At 43.2% G+C, this 17,267-nt stretch carries 18 protein-coding genes and 1 tRNA gene; 4 read left to right on the top strand and 15 right to left on the bottom strand.

The window, feature by feature from the left end; all coding sequences use genetic code 11:
* Positions 1-264 precede the first annotated feature (264 nt).
* The 4 genes from ABIN22_RS22920 to ABIN22_RS22935 all read right to left on the bottom strand — a co-directional run bounded on the left by ABIN22_RS22920 (position 265) and on the right by ABIN22_RS22935 (position 2,827).
* Positions 265-352, bottom strand: a tRNA-Ser gene (locus ABIN22_RS22920).
* Between the two features lie 146 nt (positions 353-498).
* On the bottom strand, positions 499-1,215 hold the full coding sequence (locus tag ABIN22_RS22925) for a lysophospholipid acyltransferase family protein (protein WP_346911518.1): 717 nt from the start codon (positions 1,213-1,215) through the stop codon (positions 499-501).
* 125 nt (positions 1,216-1,340) lie between these two features.
* Positions 1,341-1,895: a Fe-S-containing hydro-lyase gene (locus ABIN22_RS22930; protein WP_346911520.1), complete on the bottom strand. Its 555-nt coding sequence runs from the start codon at positions 1,893-1,895 to the stop codon at positions 1,341-1,343.
* An 86-nt stretch (positions 1,896-1,981) separates the two neighbouring features.
* Complete coding sequence (locus tag ABIN22_RS22935) at positions 1,982-2,827, bottom strand: fumarate hydratase (RefSeq protein ID WP_346911522.1); 846 nt, start codon at positions 2,825-2,827, stop codon at positions 1,982-1,984.
* A 147-nt stretch (positions 2,828-2,974) separates the two neighbouring features.
* On the opposite strand from ABIN22_RS22935, the gene ABIN22_RS22940 reads away from it, so the two are divergent.
* Entirely contained in the window at positions 2,975-3,442 is a 468-nt protein-coding gene (locus ABIN22_RS22940) for a C-GCAxxG-C-C family (seleno)protein (RefSeq protein WP_346911524.1), read from the top strand.
* 3 nt (positions 3,443-3,445) lie between these two features.
* Here the strand turns inward: ABIN22_RS22940 and ABIN22_RS22945 are convergent, their stop codons facing one another.
* The 6 genes from ABIN22_RS22945 to ABIN22_RS22970 form a co-directional block, all read right to left on the bottom strand.
* Entirely contained in the window at positions 3,446-4,162 is a 717-nt protein-coding gene (locus tag ABIN22_RS22945) for an RDD family protein (RefSeq protein ID WP_346911526.1), read from the bottom strand.
* Entirely contained in the window at positions 4,143-5,120 is a 978-nt protein-coding gene (gene sppA, locus ABIN22_RS22950) for a signal peptide peptidase SppA (protein ID WP_346911528.1), read from the bottom strand. Before sppA ends, ABIN22_RS22945 begins: the two co-directional genes overlap by 20 nt.
* Positions 5,121-5,230: 110 nt before the next feature.
* On the bottom strand, positions 5,231-6,706 hold the full coding sequence (locus ABIN22_RS22955) for a DUF4153 domain-containing protein (protein ID WP_346911530.1): 1,476 nt from the start codon (positions 6,704-6,706) through the stop codon (positions 5,231-5,233).
* A gap of 35 nt (positions 6,707-6,741) precedes the next feature.
* On the bottom strand, positions 6,742-6,954 hold the full coding sequence (locus ABIN22_RS22960; protein WP_109733225.1) for a helix-turn-helix domain-containing protein: 213 nt from the start codon (positions 6,952-6,954) through the stop codon (positions 6,742-6,744).
* Between the two features lie 10 nt (positions 6,955-6,964).
* Complete coding sequence (locus tag ABIN22_RS22965; RefSeq protein ID WP_346911532.1) at positions 6,965-7,426, bottom strand: DUF2975 domain-containing protein; 462 nt, start codon at positions 7,424-7,426, stop codon at positions 6,965-6,967.
* A gap of 246 nt (positions 7,427-7,672) precedes the next feature.
* On the bottom strand, positions 7,673-9,433 hold the full coding sequence (locus ABIN22_RS22970; protein ID WP_346911534.1) for a leucine-rich repeat domain-containing protein: 1,761 nt from the start codon (positions 9,431-9,433) through the stop codon (positions 7,673-7,675).
* 186 nt (positions 9,434-9,619) lie between these two features.
* On the opposite strand from ABIN22_RS22970, the gene ABIN22_RS22975 reads away from it, so the two are divergent.
* The 3 genes from ABIN22_RS22975 to ABIN22_RS22985 all read left to right on the top strand — a co-directional run bounded on the left by ABIN22_RS22975 (position 9,620) and on the right by ABIN22_RS22985 (position 12,505).
* Positions 9,620-10,342, top strand: a complete 723-nt coding sequence (locus ABIN22_RS22975) for a LytR/AlgR family response regulator transcription factor (protein WP_346911536.1) — start codon at positions 9,620-9,622, stop codon at positions 10,340-10,342.
* The gene (locus ABIN22_RS22980) at positions 10,339-11,682 is read left to right on the top strand and encodes an ATP-binding protein (RefSeq protein WP_118621916.1); all 1,344 of its coding nucleotides are present in this window, start codon (positions 10,339-10,341) and stop codon (positions 11,680-11,682) included. The genes ABIN22_RS22975 and ABIN22_RS22980 overlap by 4 nt, the downstream gene beginning before the upstream one ends.
* 79 nt (positions 11,683-11,761) lie before the next feature.
* A complete protein-coding gene (locus tag ABIN22_RS22985) occupies positions 11,762-12,505 on the top strand; it encodes a DUF5131 family protein (RefSeq protein WP_330405438.1) in 744 nt (247 codons plus the stop codon).
* Here the strand turns inward: ABIN22_RS22985 and ABIN22_RS22990 are convergent, their stop codons facing one another.
* The 5 genes from ABIN22_RS22990 to ABIN22_RS23010 all read right to left on the bottom strand — a co-directional run bounded on the left by ABIN22_RS22990 (position 12,506) and on the right by ABIN22_RS23010 (position 17,009).
* The gene (locus ABIN22_RS22990) at positions 12,506-12,754 is read right to left on the bottom strand and encodes a MoaD/ThiS family protein (RefSeq protein ID WP_109733241.1); all 249 of its coding nucleotides are present in this window, start codon (positions 12,752-12,754) and stop codon (positions 12,506-12,508) included.
* Positions 12,755-12,841: 87 nt separating this feature from the next.
* Entirely contained in the window at positions 12,842-14,728 is a 1,887-nt protein-coding gene (locus ABIN22_RS22995) for an aldehyde ferredoxin oxidoreductase family protein (protein WP_346911538.1), read from the bottom strand.
* Positions 14,728-15,150, bottom strand: coding sequence for a 4Fe-4S binding protein (locus ABIN22_RS23000; protein ID WP_118621913.1), 423 nt, complete (start codon positions 15,148-15,150; stop codon positions 14,728-14,730). Before ABIN22_RS23000 ends, ABIN22_RS22995 begins: the two co-directional genes overlap by 1 nt.
* A gap of 86 nt (positions 15,151-15,236) precedes the next feature.
* Positions 15,237-16,424 carry an iron-containing alcohol dehydrogenase gene (locus tag ABIN22_RS23005; RefSeq protein ID WP_346911541.1) on the bottom strand — a complete coding sequence of 396 codons (1,188 nt, stop codon included), beginning with the start codon at positions 16,422-16,424 and terminating at the stop codon, positions 15,237-15,239.
* An 84-nt stretch (positions 16,425-16,508) separates the two neighbouring features.
* On the bottom strand, positions 16,509-17,009 hold the full coding sequence (locus ABIN22_RS23010; protein WP_109733245.1) for a hypothetical protein: 501 nt from the start codon (positions 17,007-17,009) through the stop codon (positions 16,509-16,511).
* Positions 17,010-17,267: the final 258 nt, after the last annotated feature.

The raw sequence follows: 17,267 nt of genomic DNA on the forward strand, positions 1-17,267 counted from the left end.
TAAGAAATTTTCAAGGGTTTGTTGTCTATTGTTTAATTATCAAGGTTCTTTTTGTCGTTTACTGTCTCTCGCGAGTCAGCTTAGATATAATATCATTTCTCATATACATTTGTCAACAGTTTTTTTAAATTTTTTTAAATTTTTTTCAAATGCTTTTTTTGACACTATATTTAGTGGACAAAGTGATGTTTTTCTACTACATTTTCGGCAGGGCCTACATGCAAAAACTACTGGTTTTGCCCAGTAGTTCTGGAAAACATCAAACGGAGAAAGAGGGATTTGAACCCTCGCGCCGGTTTCCCGACCTACACCCTTAGCAGGGGCGCCTCTTCAGCCTCTTGAGTATTTCTCCTGATTCTGAATAATACCTGCCTTTTCAGCAGGACATTATTAAATTCTACCTATTGAATAATTGCTTTCAATTAAGTAAGCACCAACAGTGCAAAATTTATTATACTAAACTGATCTCTTAATGTCAACGCTAAAATTGCAACTTTTTCATTTTTTCTCATTTTTGTCAATTGTATCCTGTATCTTGTCATGGACAAGGGCTGCAATCTCAGGTGTTTTCATATCTTTATAGTCATCATAATATAGAGGTTTCAGGAAATGTACCTGTACGGTAACCTTGCTGACCGTATTCGTATCAAATGGTTTAAATGAGTCTATCAGTGCAACCGGCACTATTGGACACTTTGCTTTTGTGGCTGCCTTGAAACTTCCGCCTTTGAATTCCCCAATTCGGTTTCCATTTTTAGAACGGGTGCCTTCAGCAAAGATCAGATAATTTCTACCATTTTTCACTTCATTAGATACATCAATAATGACCTGCATAGCCTGACGTACATTTTCCCTGTCAATCATATAAGCTTTCATGCATGCAAAAACCTGTTTTAAAAACTGGATATTCTTAATTTCTTTTTTTGCAACGACAGAAAAAGGCCTTGGACAGGCTTCTAATATTGCAAGTACATCATATAAGCCCTGATGGTTTGGAAAAAACATATATCCATTTTCTTTCGGAATATTTTCGATACCATGCGTTTCTATACGGACATTTCCGCCCTTATTGGCACGGAGTACAATAAACTTTAGGAGGTCATACTGCTCATCCTCAGTATATTTTTCCGTATGAGATGCATGATAACACAAGCGGCACCACATATAAGGCACCAGCAGTATATTTCGAAATACCATCAGTAGTATACGTTTCATTACATTTTCCTCTCAGATCCTATTCTTTCCAAAATAAATAATAAATAAACATTAATATAGAAATATTTTGCATTTCAGGTATGTCCATGCCGGCACAGCTCAAGCTGGTCCGGCATACACAAAAATTACTGTTCCGTACAGTATTCTTTAATGGCGGTCTCGTACAGGTTGTTTCCTTCACTGTCGATTACGACAATTACAGGAAAGTTTTCTACGGTAAGTTTTCGGATTGCCTCTGTCCCCAAATCATCATAGGCAACCACCTCTGAATTTACAATACATTTTGAAAGCAATGCTCCGGCTCCGCCGACTGCTGCAAAGTAGACACATCCATTTCTTATAATCGCATCGATCACTTCCGGGCTGCGCTTTCCTTTTCCTATCATAGCGCCAAGTCCGAGATCAAGCAGCTGCGGTGCATACTTGTCCATGCGGCTTGCTGTGGTCGGTCCGGCAGAACCAATCGGACGTCCCTCTCTGGCCGGGGATGGTCCCATATAATAAATCACCTGGTCCTTTATATCAATTGGCAGATCTCCGCCCTCGGCAAGAATATCATACATCCTCTTGTGCGCGGCATCACGTGCCGTATAGATTGTCCCTGTAATATACACATAATCACCTGAATGAAGCGATTTTGAAGTCTCCTTCGTAATAGGTGCCGTAATATGTTTGTCCATATCAAAGATTCCTTTCTGGCTAAATTTTGAGAATATTCTGAAAACGAGATGCAAAAGGGTCTGACCCCTTTTCACACGTTAATATGCTAAACTTCCCGGACGATGTGTCTGTTTACATGGCAGCATATGTTGACTGCTACCGGCAGGCCGGCTATGTGGGTCGCGTAGGTATTGATGTTGACAGCGAGTGCTGTTGTTGTTCCGCCGAGGCCTCCCGGGCCGATTCCTAGGCTGTTGATACGGCTTAAGAGTTCTTCTTCCAACTCTTTTACATATTCTATGTCAGAATGTAAGCCTACTTCGCGTGTTAGTGCTTCTTTTGCCATGATTGCGCTTTTTTCAAATGTACCACCGATTCCGACCCCTACTACCATTGGCGGACAGGCATTGGGGCCTGCGTCTTTGACTGCTGTGAGGACTGCGTTTTTGACGCCTTCGATTCCTTCGGCAGGTTTTAGCATGAAGATGCGGCTCATGTTCTCGCTGCCGAATCCTTTTGGCGCTACTTTTATCTTTACTTTATCTCCTGCAACGATTCTTGTATGTATGATGGCAGGAGTGTTATCCTTAGTGTTTTCTCTGATCAAAGGGTCTTTGACTACGGATTTTCTTAAATAGCCCTCTGTATAGCCCTGACGCACGCCTTCGTTAACCGCGTCTTCCAGCAGGCCGCCCTCAAGATGGACATCCTGTCCGATCTCCAGAAATACTACTGCCATTCCTGTGTCCTGGCAGATCGGAATCATTTCTTCTGCTGCAATCTTCAGATTCTCCTGAAGCTGCTCCAGTATCTGTTTCCCGAGCGGCGCTTTTTCTTCCTGTTCTGCTTTTTTCATGGCTGCGTCCATATCTGGTGACAGGTAATGGTTTGCTTCGATACACATTTCTTTTATGTTCTTTGTAATTTCTCCAACATTAATTGATCGTAACATGGCTCCTCCTGATGACCTTATATTTATAACTTTTCTTATTATAATATAGTTTTTAAAAAAAGAAAATAGTGGTATAGTAAAGTTGGCCTGAAAATACAGGTTTTTCTTGTAAGTAAAGTGATTATTTGATCAGGAGGTTCATTCATAATGGGAAAAAATTATAATACTGAGATTAATATGGAAGAATTGCAAAAAGATGCTGTTGATATTTTCCATTCCGGCTTTGCCTGTTCAGAATCTATTGTATATGCAATCCGAAAACATTTTCAGCTGGAGCTTTCTGATGACGCGATCTCCATGAGTTCCGGCTTTCCCTGGGGACTTGGCGGCGGAGGATGTATCTGTGGTGCGCTGGCGGGCGGAACGATGATGCTGGGATATTTCTTCGGACGTACAGAACCCGGCGACCCGAAGATTCATAAATGCTTGGAGGTCTGCCGGGAACTGCATGATGACTTTTGTAAACACTGCGGGGCCTCCTGCTGCCGGGCGCTGACACGGGGAATGGAGAAAAATTCTCCGGAAAGAAAGGCGCAGTGTACAGATTTTGTTTCTTTCACAGTAAAGAGGACCGCTGAAATTATTCTCGCGAACGCAGAATCTATTAACAGATAGCAGCTACGGCTGATTGTTCCTGTCTTCCTGCGAAATAGAGAAAGGTGCATCCGGCGGTGTATTCTCATTGCATGCCGGCGGTACATCCATCTGCGGAGGTACAGGCGGCGGTACAGGTCTTTGCGGCTGCACTGGCCTGCATTGCTGCACCGGCTGCCGGTAAACCGGGTATACCTTTACTTTCCTGCCATACACCACCCGCGTATCACACAGGAAATCATGAAGGCCCCTTTTTTCCTTATCAATCCCGATCATGATATATCCAATTCCAAGGATGATCCCGCTTAAAAACCTTCCGACCGTCTCCCTGTATACAACATTTAAAAATGACAGTTTCTTTGTCTCATCCGCGTGTATGACCCTGAGGTTCATTGCACGCTTTCCAAGTGTCGTTCCTGTGTAGTAGGTACATAAGATAAAATACAATACCTGGGCCGCATACAATACAATATCTTTCAGCGTATATTGAAAGAGGATACGGCCGCTGAAAAGTTCACCGTCAAACACAGACATTCCCATCCACATGACAAACCGTACGACGAGAAGTCCTGCGAATACAACGATGCTGTCTATTATATAGGCACCCAGACGAACCCAGAAACCTGCATATGTGTTCTCTGCCCTGCCTTGTTCCGGATGGGGTCTGCCTGTATTCCCCTGAAACGGTGGAGTACCTTCTCCCATGCCCCCGTTCGGGATATTACTGCAGTTGTTCTGCATAATACATCAGCCCTCCATTCGCCTTTTCTTCAGCAAGTTCCATGAGTACCTGTGCCTCAGACTTAGGTGTCGCTTTTTTTACTTCGGAAAATAGTGAAGCCAATACGGAATCGGCCGACTTTGGTTCATAATAATAATATGTGTTTAATTCCTCACTCATTTCGGCTGTCATCTCTTCGAAAGAAGAAATCTTATCGATCAGGCCATTTTCCAAAGCCTGATTTGCAGTGTATGTCCGGCCGTCTGCGAGCTTTTTCACCTCTTCCACTGTCATACCCCTGCCCTCAGCCACAATTTCGACAAACCGTTCGTAAGCTTCATTTACCTGACTCTGGTAGATTTCAACCTGTTCGTCTGTCATTTTAGAGGAATCCTTGTTGGTCCCACTTGTAATGCTGACATACCGGATTCCAAGCTTTTCGTACAGTCCGCTCATGTCATATCCAGACATAATGACACCTATCGATCCGGTAACCGTGTTGCGGTTTGCATAAATCCTGTCCGAATTCATAGACACGTAATAGCCGCCGGAAGCCGCATAATGTGACATGTAATCCCAGATCGGACGGCCGGTGCTCTCTTTATACTCCGCCAACTTCTCATACAGCTCATCTGACTCATAAATCGTACCGCCCGGGGAATCAACGTAAAGAAGAATTCCTTTGTTGTAACCATCTGCCATCAGGTAGTCAATATAATCCAGTGTTGTGATATGCTGATATCCTTCCGTCGCTTCAAAAAGCGAAGTCGATGTCTGCTGCTGGATCGTGCCCTCAACTCTGACGACAGCAATGTAGTCGCTTCTTGGCGCATCGAATCTAACCCCCCCGGCCAGAAGCTTTTCCGCAGTCTCTGCTGCCCTGCGCTCTGCCGATACGTTTGTAAAAACACTGATTACCCCGGTCACAATAAATAGTATCACCGCGATAACCAGGCCACCTATCTGTTTTTTATTCATCCAAACTGCCTCCTGCCTGTGTGGTATAGTGCATTAATAACTGCCTTTAACATCATTATATAGGTAATGCACCCCTTAGGCAATGAGTTTTCTCTTTAATCTTTACAGGCTTATAATGGATGTTTCATATACTCTCTGGCCGCCTTCTTTGCCTCTGAAAGTGAATAATTCCATGATCTTAAGGTCATCTCCCTGTCCAGAATATTCTGGTAATAATCCGTGATGAGCTGCTTATAAGAAACATCTTCAATTCCCCCCTCAGGTACAGCCACCCTGCTGCCCATCTTAGCAATCAGCGGGGCCGCATCCAGAGAACCTGTGTAAATATGCTGGAGGAGGTCCTGCTGTGAAATCTGCTCCCATTTTGACAGATTATATTCTGCCGCTGCTTTATCGACTCTTACAAAGGAAAGCCCGATATAGCTTACCGCTACGACTGCCATGATATACTGGAACAGCCGGAACTGCTTCCTTAGGATACTCCTCATAACGCCAAACATGATCAGCAGAAGCACGCCAAGGAACCACAGGACGAGGATTCTAAGAAATGTAAGATGATAGGCTTTCACATAGAGCACCATCCTGTAAGCGGCAGAAAGAGTCATGATGCAGGTGCAGACTGAGATCGTCATCAGCATGATTTTCAGAATCTTATTTTCAGGAAATACGCTTATGCAGATCAGAACGGTGACAAAGTTAATCAGGCTGACCGCAAGGAGCTGCCAGAAGCCCGAATTTGCATACTGTGAATACGTGACCCCCGCCGGAAGCCCGCTGTCCAGTCTGAGAAACAGGAACAAAATCTGGATCGCAGAATAGAAGACATAGATTGCTGCCAGTATTCCTGCAAAAGTGATTCCGGAAACAGCATTAACCTTTCCTTTTACAATATCTGTTCTTTCCCTGATTACATACCCCGACATACCTGAAAGAAACGCATACATCAGGATAAAACCAAGAAAAAATGTTAGGATAATCCCCCATTCAGCGCCAAAATGAACCGGCCTGAAAAGTTTCATAACAATCGTCCCGAATACTCTGTCTGAATACACAAGAAGTGGGAGAACAACAAACAAAATTGCTGCCGCAACACTGGCTCCCGCCAAAACAGGTTTTAAATAGGTACTTTTTTCCTTTTGTTTCCTTGCTCTTTTATATCTCATTCCATGAATAAACGGGTCACAGACCGAGATCATAGTCCTTCCTGTCAGAATCAGCAATGAGACTATATAATGCTGAAAACTCCAGCCGCTGTCCTCATTGAGCTGCTGCAGTACGGCAGTCAGAAGGAGAAGAAGAATCCCCATCCAGTTAAAAAAATGAAAGAAGATACTGGTCGTCAAAACTGTAGAAATTCCGAGCAGCATCATCCCCGCCGCATACAGCATAAATTCTTTTTTCACAGTAATCCCCATACGTTTTAAGAACAGCACCGTAGTCACAATCGTGCCTGCTACAAAAAGAGGAAATGTAATCCCTGACAGGTTCTTATACAGACAGAATGTGAAAACAATCCCGTAAATACCGCACAGGCAGCCTGTGAAAATGTAATTCTCTTCCAGTTTATTGATTGATAAAGTACCCATATAATAACTCCTTCCCGGCATGCATACCGCCCTGCCTACTCTTCGTCTTCCACATACTCCAGAATATCACCAGGCTGGCAGTCCAGTGCCCTGCAGATCGCATCCAGCGTCGTAAAGCGGACCGCTTTTGCCTTATTGTTTTTCAAAATTGAAAGATTCGCCATTGTAATATCTATTTCTGACGCGAGCTGGGTAACGCTCATCTTTCTCTTTGCCATCATTACATCCAGATTTACTATAATCGCCATACCGTGCCTCCTAAATTGTCAAGTCATTTTCTTCTTTAAAGCGGACCGCCTCCTGAAAAACACAGGACAGCACATGGCTGAAAATCCCCGCAATAAAAAAGGTCAGAATAATAACAAAAGTGGCCAGCGTAGGCAGAAAGAAAATTTTTAGAATAAATAATACTGAAATCACCAGACTTACCTTGCCCATCAGCTGTAAACTGCTGACATTTTCAGTTACGAAACAATTCTGGTCCCGAACCGTCTTCATCATCCTGCGCAGCTGGTATACGATCGTGAGACCGCATATTCCAGATGCTCCAACTACAAACAGCATCGGCCAGAACTGTTTTGTGATGTCACTGTCATAATAATCTCCTGCCAGCTTTAACAAAAACGGGAGTCCGATCAGGACAACGATCCCTGCGTAAAACATAAAACTTAAAAACATACTCGTAAACTTGATTAACTTCTCATGACTCATATACTTCATATCCTTTCATAAATATAAATCACTTTATAATTTCTTTACTTCCTTTTTCTGGATTATATCACTTGCAGTCATGAATTTCAATATATTTTTATTGTTTATCAATATATTTTTATTAATTTGGAATAAATACAGATTATGTATGGGACGGGGGATAGGCTGACATGCAGTAAAAATTCACAGCAAAAAACCTGTTGGAACTTGTAATGTCCCAACAGGCCTTTTAGCTAATAACTACTGCATCCGTTATTACTTGTCTTTCATATTCTTTTTTCTTTTTATGCAAATAAATATACCAACTATTGCAAGCGATAAAGCACTCAGGTTCACAAGCATTCCTGTATCACTGATGTCCCCGGTTTTTACGCTTTTCACGCTTTTACCTGTACTGCTGTTCTTCTTGGAATCATCATTTTTAGGCATACCCTCCTTTTTAGGTTCACTTTTCTTAACAATTGTAAACTTCTTAATCTCTTCCAATCCCATATAATTCATAGTCTCTTCAACAGATGCTTTCATGTAAAATGTTCCTGCCTTATCCGGCACTTTATCTGTGAAGTTCCCGTTTCTCGAATCGCTGTATGTAAAAATCACATCTCCATATTTTGCACTCCCGGACGGGGTATTTGCTTTTTCTCCATATGTCCAGCCTTTGATGGCCGGGGCGTTTATCCAGCTGTTTGCTATCTGAGATATTGTAAATATTTCAGGTTCAGAGGAAGCCCCGTTGTTAAAGGTATCCTCCTTCAATTGGGCAGTCACTCTGTATGTTCCTGCATTCTTTGGATTTTCTGTGATTAAATTCCAGACATCACCTTTGTATTCTTCATATACAAACTGCACGTCCCCCGTGCTGCCTGAAATACTTACATCGTTTTTTGATAAACTCACTTCTGTACCGTCATAAATCTTATCGAGTTTTTTCGTTATTTCCACACTGCGGTCAAGCTTTGTAATATTAAGATTTACTTTTACAGTCAGCACCTTTGGTCCTTCAGCGCTTGTTCCACATGCATATTCATACATAAAAAATTGTGCATTGTCTAAGGTAACAGTATTTCCTTCAATTTTTCCGCCTTGTATCATTTCTACTTTATCTAGATCGATTCCGGGAATTTTACTTGTGATATCAAATGAATTACCAGTTACATCTATTGTGGCTGGCAGGATAGGGTTTATAAGCTTTGCATTTAAATTATCATTATTCCCGATATTCAGCCATGTAAGAGGTGTATTATAACAAGTTAGTATTTCCAGTTTTGTATTATTACTTACATCAAGATTTGTGATTCCTGTATTATTGCATCCCAGTTCTCTCAAATATTTATTACCGCTTACATTTATATCCGTTACAGCAGTCCTCCCGCAAAACAGCCTTACTAGTTTTTCGTTATTACTAACATCCACTTTTGCTACATTTGTAATCTCACAATTCAGAAGTAATAACTCCTCATTATTACAAACATCTATAGCATCGATACCTGTGTTGTAGCAGTACAAATTAGTTAGTTTTATATTCTTATCAACTTTTAATTCCTTTATTTCTGTATTATTACAAGTCAAATATAAGAGCTCAGGAAAATGACTTACATCCAGACTAATGATCCCTGTATCATTACAGGTCAGATACTTTAATGAAGTAAAATTTTCTATTCCAGTTAAATCATATATATTTTTATTGTATGCTACACTAATGTCAGTAACTTTTTTTATTTCATCTGCAGATAGAACGTCATTCTTAGGATTCTTGTCAAACTTCTTTACATATTCTCTGAATGCAGCATCTGGAAAGTTCTGTTCTGTAATTTCCACATTACCGGTGGACAATTGGCCAATACTACTGGATGCAAGATCCGGCGTTGTTTCTTCTACCCCATTTTCCTGACTGCCTTCCTGTGTTACAACTGGTGGTGATACCTCCTGTGCATAGACAACTGCCGGGCTGTTTACAGCCGTTATTATCAGTACCGCAGCCATTAAAACAGCTCTCATCCGCTTCCTGTTTTTCATAATGTCCGGTCCCCCCTCTTTGAGTATTAAGTCTTCTTTCATCATAACAAATAGGCAGAAACCGACAATGAACTGGCTGAAATTTGCAGATTTTGGCCGAAAATTGCATTGTTTCATCACCATTTTTCATGTAAAATGGGGTTGACAAAAAATATTTATATTGACATAAGATAGTTAGGAGACAGTATGAAAGCAGCTATTATAGATGACCTTTTAGAATGTCAAAATGAGATCCGGGATTGTCTTCATCGTTTTTTTACAGAACATTATGCCAAAGACCCTGTTCAGATTGAAAGTTTTTTTAGTGGGGAAGAATTTTTGGCAGGTTATACTAAAGACTCTTTTGACCTTATTTTTATTGACCAGTATATGCACGGGCTGTCCGGAATTGAAACAGCTGAAGGGATCAGAGAAATTGATGAGCTCGTCGTTCTGGTGTTTATTACCACCAGCCGCGAACATGCTATAGACAGCTACCACGTCAGGGCGGGAGGGTATCTGCTAAAACCATTTTCCTATGATAATTTTAAGCAGACACTGACTCTGGCGGGCATCGCAAAGCTGAGAAATGCGAGATTCATCTCTATAGAAAATGATAAAATACTGCTGCGTGAAATTCTCTGGTGTGATTTAGACGGACATTATATACAGATCCATACAACGCAGCGGGGGATTCTGCGCTACCGCATCCCGTTCAGTACAGCGGCGGCTATGCTGAACTATCCGCAGTTTCTGACCTGCTATAAAGGATGTATGGTGAATCTTGACCATGTGGAGAAAATAGACGGGCTGCATTTTGTGCTGACAACAGGGGATAGAATTCTTTTTTCTAAAAGAGATAAAAAGAAGATTGAAAGTGACTATCACACGTATCTTTTTCAAAAAGCAAGGGAGGATGATTTGTTATGATTGATACATTCATGGTACTTTTGTTTCCCTTCCTTGATTTTATACCTTTTGCAGTGCCCCGGTATCTGATGTTCCGTGATAAACTGCGGATTCCGTTTAAATATGTCATGGTGCTGATTATAAGTGTGTCCGCGCTCAACAGCCTGTCCTTTTACTTAATTAATGCAGGCGGGTATGAGATGGCGGTACAATGGACCACCCTCATGCGCTATGTATTTATGCTCATCAATCTCACGCTTTCCTTTGCACTGATCAGAGAAAGCTTTCCAAAGCTGATGTTTACTTATCTGCTTATATTTGCATGGTCCTTTTTTGTTTTTGGCAACGCCAACTTTATTGAGAGCAGATTTTTCTGGGATTTCTCTGACCGGCACCCGTATCTGGTTTACAATATTGCCCGGGTTATCATTTATCTCATTACCTGCCCGATTCTTCTCCGGTTCTTTTCGCATACGATTATGGAAGCGATGAAGATACAGGATACTGCCCTGTGGAAACATCTGTGGAAAATCCCGCTTTTTTCGGCATTGTTTGGAATGCTGTACTGCTTTAATGATGATATCTATGCGTATGCAACCTGGCAATTTATCATATCCCGTTATCTGATGCTCTTTGGTACATGCTATGTCTCCTATGTTGCACTAAAAGTACTGGAATTATCTAAAAGCCGCACACAGCTGGAGGATGCTTTAAAATATGCCGACCAGAGCATAATGGCACAGAAGAAACAATTCGACTCTCTGTCACAGCATATGGGAGCCATGCGCAAAGCCAGACACGACCTGCGGCAGCATCTGGCGGTTGTGCAGTCGTATATAGATAAAGATGACAGAACAGGCCTGAAGAATTATATTGACCTGTATAGAAGCGAGCTTCCGCCTGACATACTGGAATCGTACTGCCACAATGACGTCGTCGATGCTATTGTTTGTTACTATGCAGGGATGGCAAAAGATTATAAAATTCTCTTTGACACGAAGATTGATTATCCTGATTCCTGTCCCATTACAGAAACAGATATGACAGTACTGCTGGGTAATCTTCTGGAAAATGCAGTAGAAGCCTGCCAGCGGCAGTCCTCAGGCCAGAAATTTATTAAACTGAGGATCAAACGCCACGGCAGTTCAGAATTACTGATCCTGACAGATAACAGCTGTACAATTCCTGTAACTTTTCAGGACGGCATACCCATGTCCTCGAAGCGGAAGGGAATGGGTGTCGGCGCGTCCTCTATACAAGACATTGCAGAGCGTTATCATGGTACAGTACGGTTTGAATGGAAAGAGGATGTTTTTTATGCTTCTGTGCTGCTTCAGTATGAAAATTCAGGGGATCGGTAACAGGAGTGGTGATATACTAATAATGACGCATTTTTACTATAACGAACTGGATTTATATTATACAATATATTTTTAGAATATATCTTGGGGAGGAATTACTATGAACTGGGAACCGTGGACAGGCTGTTACAAAGAAAGTGACGGCTGCACGAACTGCTATTTTTACGGACCGCATGCGAAGCGCTATGGTCAAAACACAATAGAAAAAACGGATAAATTTGACTGGCCTGTAAGGAAGAATAAAAAAGGGGAATACAACATTAAAGGAAATAAGATACTTGCAACTTGTTTTGCGACTGATTTTTTTCTTCCTGAGGCGGATGAATGGCGCAAGGATGCCTGGGCCATGATCCGGGAAAGAACAGATATAGATTTTCTAATCTTGACGAAACGGATTGACCGTTTCCCTGTATCCCTTCCTGACGACTGGGGGGATGGATATGACAATGTGAATATCGGCTGTACTGTTGAAAATCAAAAATTAGCCGATTACAGGCTCCCACTTTTTCTATCCTATCCGATCAAAAGGCGTTTCATCGCCTGCGCGCCGCTTCTGGAAGCGATCGACCTGACACCGTATCTACATGGTGCAGACCATGTGACCGTCGGAGGAGAAACTGGTCGGGAAGCCCGTGAATGCGACTATGACTGGGTACTCGATATCCGTGAACAATGTGTAAAGGCAGATGTCACATTCTGGTTCAAAAATACCGGTTCCCTATTCAAACGCAATGGCATCACTGAAAAGATAAACCCATTTAAACAAACCGGAATGGCGAAAGAACTGGGGATCGACATTTCAGACGGGAGAAGGCTGTTTTAATCAGCCTCCCCCGCAAATAGGAAGAAAACGGACCTCATCCTCAGGCTTCGTTTTTGTCTTGAAATTATCTATAGACAAAATACTGACACCATTTAAAGTAATCAGACTTCTCTTAGCCTCCTTATAGGCTTCCTTGCCATACAATTGTCTGACAGTATTCAGACAGTTCTTCACGTCGGCAACATCCAGCTCCTCATCCTTTTTTCCCGTCATTTCACGGAGGGAACCATAATAGTATACTCTCGGCATATCATCACCCGATTCCTAAATAATTTGAATATTCTGAATATGGCCCGCAAAGGGGTCAGACCCCTTTGCGGGCCGTTTTCTCCAAATTCATGAAAATATTTTTAATTGCCACAATTTTGTCTTTGACGGCGACCCGTCTTCTTTCCATCCTCTTACTTTGTAGTATCTCGGAAGCATCTTGTCGAGTCTGACTACGGACTTTGGGTTCTTGTCCTGAGGGACTTTTGTGAGCCGGCCGGGCAGGCTGTCGTCGTTGGCGGTCAGGCCTTCTCTGTAGTTATACAGGCGCTCTACGTTATATCCACGTTCACCGAGCTGCATGAAGCGTCCTGTTGTCATTTTGATTCCGGTTATTTGCTTTACAGCCTCTGCATGAGGCAGTAAGAACATGGAGTTGAACGGCAGTATCCACGGCATGAATTTCCATATGATTCCTAAAACAGGCCATACCCATACAAGTACTTTTCCGCATAGTTTTGTGATCCAGTGGGACGGACCGAGGCGGAACAGGATGGACGGGATCATACTGTATGCGGTGAACAGGCAGAAGCCGGAACCGGATACGGCTTCCATTGCATTCTGCATGAGTACTGTGAGTTCCGGTTTGCCTTTTGTCTCCAGTGGATCTGTGGATAAGACACCGACGGATTCCAGCAGTGCCAGATAACCTCCATTTAAGTGGCATCCGCCTCTGTTAGATGTGGCGTAGCCAAGTCCCATTCCTACGGATTTACGTGGTTCGTAGGAGGCCAGTTCCAGACCTTTGGCATGGATTGCGGCATCTTCAGCTCCATATTTTTCAGCAAGCCATTTGGAACCGTTTGCCAGTTCAGAATAAATACCTTCTCTGTAAGCTATTTTTCTAACGATTTCAGGAATGTTCCCGGTCTCGCCGAAATCTACTCCAAAGTCGGCGATTCCTCTCTCTTTGAGTTCCATTGCAAATGCTATGGTCCCGCCCAGTGATATTGTGTCCATTCCCATGATATCTGCTATATAGTTGATCTCGTTTATGATATCCAGGTCAGCACTCTCTACATTGGCTCCAAACAGCCCTACAGTCTCGTATTCAGGGCCTTTTACATCCTTATCGTATACTTTGACCCTTCTTTCACATCTGATCGGACAGCTGACGCATCCCATATTCCTGATCAGTTTTGTATCTGCCAGAGTCTCGCCACTGATCTCCTCCGCTTTTTCATAGAAGCCCCGCTGAAAATTCTTCGTCGGCAGGGCGTTGGTGGCATTTGCCTTCGTGACAAGCCCGGCGCTTCCGTATTTCGGCAGGGATGTCCCGGTCATCGGGTGCGACTGCAAAAAATGCACCCACTTTTCAACATGCCTGTCCAGTTTTTCTTTATTGTATACTTCAGGGCGTTTCGTCCCGTATGCCACAACCGCCTTAATATTCTTGGAGCCGAATACCGCTCCCGCACCACACCTTCCGGCGACTCTTTCACCAGATAATACGCCTGCATAATGAACAAGATGTTCTCCGGCCGGACCGATCACGATTTTCCCATAATGGGCCGGAAATTCTTCCTGCACCTTTTCCGTATCCATCCCCCACAGATGCTGCGCATTTTTAATATGCACATCTCCGTCCAGAATTTCAATATAAGACGGCTCATCTGCCTTCCCTGTCAGGATCATCCCGTCATACCCAGCCTTTTTGAGCATCATTCCGAAATTACCTCCGCAGTTAGACGAAGCAATCCCTCCCGTCATCAGGTTTTTAAAAGACATGTTAAACCGGCTCGAAGATGGGGCCCCTGTGCCATTCGCAGGTCCTGTATTGACGATGATCATAGCCTCATCTGACAGAGGGTCGATTCCCGGTCTTGTCATGTCATAGAGCAGTTTCGCCGCCAGAATCTTGCCGCCTATAAAACGCTCAAACATTTTCTTATCTATTTGAAAACGCCTGATTTTCCGGGTACTTAAATCAATCTGAATATAAACAGGTAAATTCATTACTGCCCACCTACTTCCATATGAATTGCATGTAACGGACATACCGATTCACAAATCCCGCAGCCGACACATTTCTTTGGGTCAGACAGTTCCGCAAAAACCCTGATGTCTCCCTTAAATGCGGGTTCTGCAATCCTCAGCGCATCCTTTGTACAATTCCAGACACACATCGAACAGGCGCTGCACTTATCCTTCATAATGACCGGCTTCTTCCACTGGTCCTTAGGAACCGCTTTCATCACATTCCCTTTGGAATCCACGATGGCATCCTGTTTGCAGGCCCTCCCGCAGACGCCGCATTCCACACAGCGCCTTTCCTTAATCCGATGCCTTTCCTTCAACTCCCCTTCAACTGCACCAACGGGACATAACTTTTTACACAATGTACATCCGATACATTTCTCCGTAATAAAAAAGGACATCCCCATACCTCCTGTAAATAATATCGTTTCTTTTTACTTCAAAGGGGTCAGACCCCTCTGAAAAAGTGCACTTACACCATAAAATTTTATTCATATGCCTGATTCAGTATCATGATTACATCTTCATAATCTACTGCCGCCGGATTTACGAGCATGGCTCCATCGTTGAGGGCGGTACGTGCTACTGCATCGAAATCTTTTTTGTCTACGTGTGCCTCTTGCAGAGTCATGGGAAGTCCGCTCATCTTGTGCAGCCTGCGCTCAAGCCTACGGACAGATTTGATTGCTTCTTCCCCTCGCTTTTCTGACGGGGTCCCTGCGTATACTTCGGGGCCTTCCAGATAAAGGAGGAGTTCTCCGTAGATGTCTCCTTTTTTCTTATAGTTATAAAGCATACAGTATGGAAGCAAGATGGTCATGGCATCTCCGTGGGGTACTTTGCAGACTCCGCCTAATGCATGGCCGATCGCATGAACCATGCCCACCATGGAGTTAGAAAATGCCGCTCCTGCCATTGTAGAAGCGTTAGCCATTGCCAGCCTTGCCTTTCTGTTCTTTCCGTCTTTCACCGCATCTTCCAGATTCTCTACTATCAGTTTGATAGCCGCCGTTGCATAGGCATCGCTTAACGGGTTTTTCTGATTACAGCTGAATGCCTCAATGGCATGGCACAGTGCATCGAACCCAGTAGATGCGGTCGTCTTCGGCGGCAGCGTCTCTGTCATCCTCGGATCAAGTACAGCGGCATCCGGCAACAGGTAGTTGGAAATAAACTCCATCTTCACAGATTTCTCGATATTCTTAATAACTGCAACAAGCGTCATCTCCGAGCCTGTGCCCGAAGTTGTCGGCACGGCGATAAACGGTACGTGTTTCCCCCTCCCCATAGACTCACAGCCCTGCAGTTCCATAAGGTCCTTTACGTCCTGAGAGATCAGCATCTCCACGCCCTTCGCAGTATCAATGACTGAACCACCGCCCACGGCAACAATACTGTCACAGCCGCCTTCTTTATATTTCTCACCGATCTGGTTCACCACGGTAACGGAAGAATCCGCCGGAATATCGGTAAAAATCACGCCCGGCTCCATTCCGGTTGAAACCATGGCGTCAATCACCTTCTGCAGTGACCCAATCTTCTCCAGTACCTTATCAGACAGCAGAATCGGTTTCGAAGCCCCCAGACCTTTCAATTCGTATGTAATATTCTCAAGGGCATTTTTCCCTGATAAAATCTTCGTTGAATTCTGAAACTCATAATATAATGGCAGCATAATCCATTCCTCCTATTGACTTTTTATTTGCAGACTATATTACTGATCTTTAAATTATTCTGTTAAAAACATTACATAAAATCATTACACACCCAGAATTGCGTGGCAGTAAACAAGAATACTGCTGATCTGCTTTTTGGGCACCTTCCTCAGAATCCGCTTCGTCATAATCTTTGGAAACAGATATGCTTCTGTCAGGTCAATACACCGCACCGCCGACATAACCGCCGCAATATCTCCCTTTACCATGAAACGGTGCTGCGAGTAAGCCTGTGAAGTCCCAATCTGTCCGGAAAATACCAGAAAAGCCCCATCAATGCTTTTGAATGAAATCATAATATCCGGGTCCTCGATATCCGACACTCTTACGATTCCCCATGACACCCTTCTGATACAGAGCTTAGGTCCCTTCTCACATGCCGCCAGCACCAGCGTCCTTCCTATGGGCCAGCCGGAAATCTCCTGATGAATTCTTGTGTCATATTTGTACAGCACTTTCATTCCCCGGTAGAGGAAAAACAAGATCACCTTTTCAAAAAGAATCTTTCCTCCGGCCATCCATCTTTGTTTTGAACTAACCTGCATGACATTTCCTCCTTTTTTATTTTTTGTCCCTATTATAAAAATCTTCCGTTCTTCGTTTCGGACATACTCTATGCTTATATTATACACTCTTTGAGCAAATAAAAAATCATTGTCTTTGGAAAATATCTGTGTCTTCCAATTTCGTCATATTGCCTAATTGCTCTTTCCCCTATCTCATGATATACTCTCGTCAGAAACTTCGAAAGGTATTCACCTTTCATTTTTCAATCGGCAGTTCGCCGGTTTACCCAATTAATT

It is taken from the genome of Faecalicatena orotica, from assembly GCF_905197545.1.
In the GTDB taxonomy this organism is placed as follows: domain Bacteria; phylum Bacillota; class Clostridia; order Lachnospirales; family Lachnospiraceae; genus Faecalicatena_A; species Faecalicatena_A orotica.

Excerpts from the sequence above, each read along its gene's own strand:
- ABIN22_RS22995 (WP_346911538.1), bottom strand. The coding sequence starts at position 14,728 with ATGAATTTACCTGTTTATATTCAGATTGATTTAAGTACCCGGAAAATC.
- ABIN22_RS22935 (WP_346911522.1), bottom strand. The coding sequence starts at position 2,827 with ATGTTACGATCAATTAATGTTGGAGAAATTACAAAGAACATAAAAGAA.
- ABIN22_RS23000 (WP_118621913.1), bottom strand. The coding sequence starts at position 15,150 with ATGTCCTTTTTTATTACGGAGAAATGTATCGGATGTACATTGTGTAAA.
- ABIN22_RS23005 (WP_346911541.1), bottom strand. The coding sequence starts at position 16,424 with ATGCTGCCATTATATTATGAGTTTCAGAATTCAACGAAGATTTTATCA.
- ABIN22_RS22970 (WP_346911534.1), bottom strand. The coding sequence starts at position 9,433 with ATGAAAAACAGGAAGCGGATGAGAGCTGTTTTAATGGCTGCGGTACTG.
- ABIN22_RS22990 (WP_109733241.1), bottom strand. The coding sequence starts at position 12,754 with ATGCCGAGAGTATACTATTATGGTTCCCTCCGTGAAATGACGGGAAAA.
- ABIN22_RS22940 (WP_346911524.1), top strand. The coding sequence starts at position 2,975 with ATGGGAAAAAATTATAATACTGAGATTAATATGGAAGAATTGCAAAAA.
- ABIN22_RS22925 (WP_346911518.1), bottom strand. The coding sequence starts at position 1,215 with ATGAAACGTATACTACTGATGGTATTTCGAAATATACTGCTGGTGCCT.
- ABIN22_RS22945 (WP_346911526.1), bottom strand. The coding sequence starts at position 4,162 with ATGCAGAACAACTGCAGTAATATCCCGAACGGGGGCATGGGAGAAGGT.
- ABIN22_RS22955 (WP_346911530.1), bottom strand. The coding sequence starts at position 6,706 with ATGGGTACTTTATCAATCAATAAACTGGAAGAGAATTACATTTTCACA.
- ABIN22_RS22960 (WP_109733225.1), bottom strand. The coding sequence starts at position 6,954 with ATGGCGATTATAGTAAATCTGGATGTAATGATGGCAAAGAGAAAGATG.
- ABIN22_RS23010 (WP_109733245.1), bottom strand. The coding sequence starts at position 17,009 with ATGCAGGTTAGTTCAAAACAAAGATGGATGGCCGGAGGAAAGATTCTT.
- ABIN22_RS22975 (WP_346911536.1), top strand. The coding sequence starts at position 9,620 with ATGAAAGCAGCTATTATAGATGACCTTTTAGAATGTCAAAATGAGATC.
- sppA (WP_346911528.1), bottom strand. The coding sequence starts at position 5,120 with ATGAATAAAAAACAGATAGGTGGCCTGGTTATCGCGGTGATACTATTT.
- ABIN22_RS22930 (WP_346911520.1), bottom strand. The coding sequence starts at position 1,895 with ATGGACAAACATATTACGGCACCTATTACGAAGGAGACTTCAAAATCG.
- ABIN22_RS22965 (WP_346911532.1), bottom strand. The coding sequence starts at position 7,426 with ATGAAGTATATGAGTCATGAGAAGTTAATCAAGTTTACGAGTATGTTT.
- ABIN22_RS22980 (WP_118621916.1), top strand. The coding sequence starts at position 10,339 with ATGATTGATACATTCATGGTACTTTTGTTTCCCTTCCTTGATTTTATA.